The sequence below is a fragment of the Kitasatospora sp. NPDC059648 genome (assembly GCF_042734825.1).
Classification (GTDB): Bacteria; Actinomycetota; Actinomycetes; order Streptomycetales; family Streptomycetaceae; genus Kitasatospora.
Genome location: NZ_JBHWDU010000225.1, coordinates 1 through 1,677 on the forward strand (window position 1 = coordinate 1; position 1,677 = coordinate 1,677).

1 protein-coding gene is annotated in these 1,677 nt (G+C 72.5%); it reads left to right on the forward strand.

Features of this window, described 5'->3' with window-relative positions:
- Window positions 1-25: 25 nt before the first annotated feature.
- Window positions 26-1,677, forward strand: a 1,652-nt coding sequence (locus ACFV1W_RS40595) for a condensation domain-containing protein (protein ID WP_380422599.1), incomplete at its 3' end; no start/stop codon positions are given.

Consider the following 1,677-nt stretch of genomic DNA (forward strand, 5'->3'; position numbering starts at 1 on the left):
CCACCGCATGGCAAGCCTGGCCGAGGTGCCCACCACCGTCCCGATCGGCCGCCCCCTGCCCAACACCCGCACGTACGTCCTGGACGACACCCTCCGGCCCGTCCCCGTCGGCGTCGCCGGCGAGCTGTACATCGCGGGCAACGGCCTCGCCCGCGGCTACGTGGCCCGCCCGGACCTCACCGCCGAACGCTTCGTCGCCTGCCCCTACGGCGAGCCCGGCACCCGGATGTACCGCACCGGCGACACCGTACGCTGGAACGCGGACGGTGTACTGGAGTTCCTCGGCCGAACGGACGACCAGGTCAAGATCCGCGGCTTCCGCATCGAACTCGCCGAGGTGGAGGCCGCCTTCACCGCCCACCCGGCCGTCCGCCAGGCCTTCGCGACGGTCCGCCAGGACCAGCCGGGAGACAAGCGCCTCGTCGCCTACGTCACCGGCACGGCCACCCCCGGCGAACTGCGCGCCTTCGTCGCCGAACGCCTTCCCGCCTACATGCTCCCGGCCGCGGTCGTCACCCTCGACGCCCTGCCCGTCACCCCCAACGGCAAGGTCGACCGCCGCGCCCTCCCCGCCCCCGACTACTCCACCACTGCCACCGGCCGGGCCCCCCGCAACGCCACCGAACAGACCCTGTGCGAACTCTTCGCCGAGGTCCTCGGAACGGCCGAGCCGAGCATCGACGACAACTTCTTCGACCTCGGCGGGCACTCCCTCCTCGCCACCCGGCTGGCCAGCCGCATCCGCACCGTGCTCGGCGCCGAACTCCCCATCCGCGCCCTCTTCGACAGCCCCACCATCGCGGGGCTGGCCCAGCACCTCGGCGAGGGCCGCAGCCCGGTACGCGCCGGCCTGACCACCCGGGAGCGCCCGGATCTCGTACCACTCTCGTACGCCCAGCAACGACTGTGGTTCATTGACCAGTTCGATGGCCCGAGCGCGCTCTACAACACCCCCTTCGCGATCCGGCTGACCGGCGAGGTCGACACCGCGGCCCTGGCCGAGGCCCTCGGCGACGTCGTCGCCCGGCACGAGGTGCTGCGCACCCTCTTCCCGACCACCGACGGCGGGCCCCACCAGCTGGTCACCGAGGGCCTCCGGCCCGACCTGACCGTCACCCCCGTCGGCGACGACACCGAGCTGGCCGGGCTGCTGGACCGGGCCATCGGCCACGCCTTCGACCTCGCCGTCGAACTTCCCATCCGCTGCACGCTGTTCTCCCTGCCCGCCGAGGAGAACGTGCTGCTGGTCCTGATGCACCACATCGCCAGCGACGGCTGGTCCGTCGCCCCGCTCTTCCGCGACCTCGGCGAGGCCTACCGGGCCCGCAGGGAGGGCACCGACCCCGGCTGGCAACCGTTGCCCGTCCAGTACGCCGACTACACCCTCTGGCAGCGCGAACTCCTCGGCACCGAGGACGACCGGGACAGCCTGCTCGGACAGCAACTCGACTTCTGGCAAAAGTCCTTGGCCGGCTCCCCGGAGGAGCTGGCCCTGCCCTACGACCGTCCGCGCCCGGCGGCGCCCAGCCACCGGGGCGAGCTGGTCGAGTTCACCGTTGAGGCCGAACTCCGCAATAGACTTGGCGAGTTGGCCGCCGAGAGCCGCGCGAGCCTGTTCATGGTGCTGCAGGCCGCCGTCGCCGCCCTCTACACCCGGCTCGGCGCCGGCACCGACCT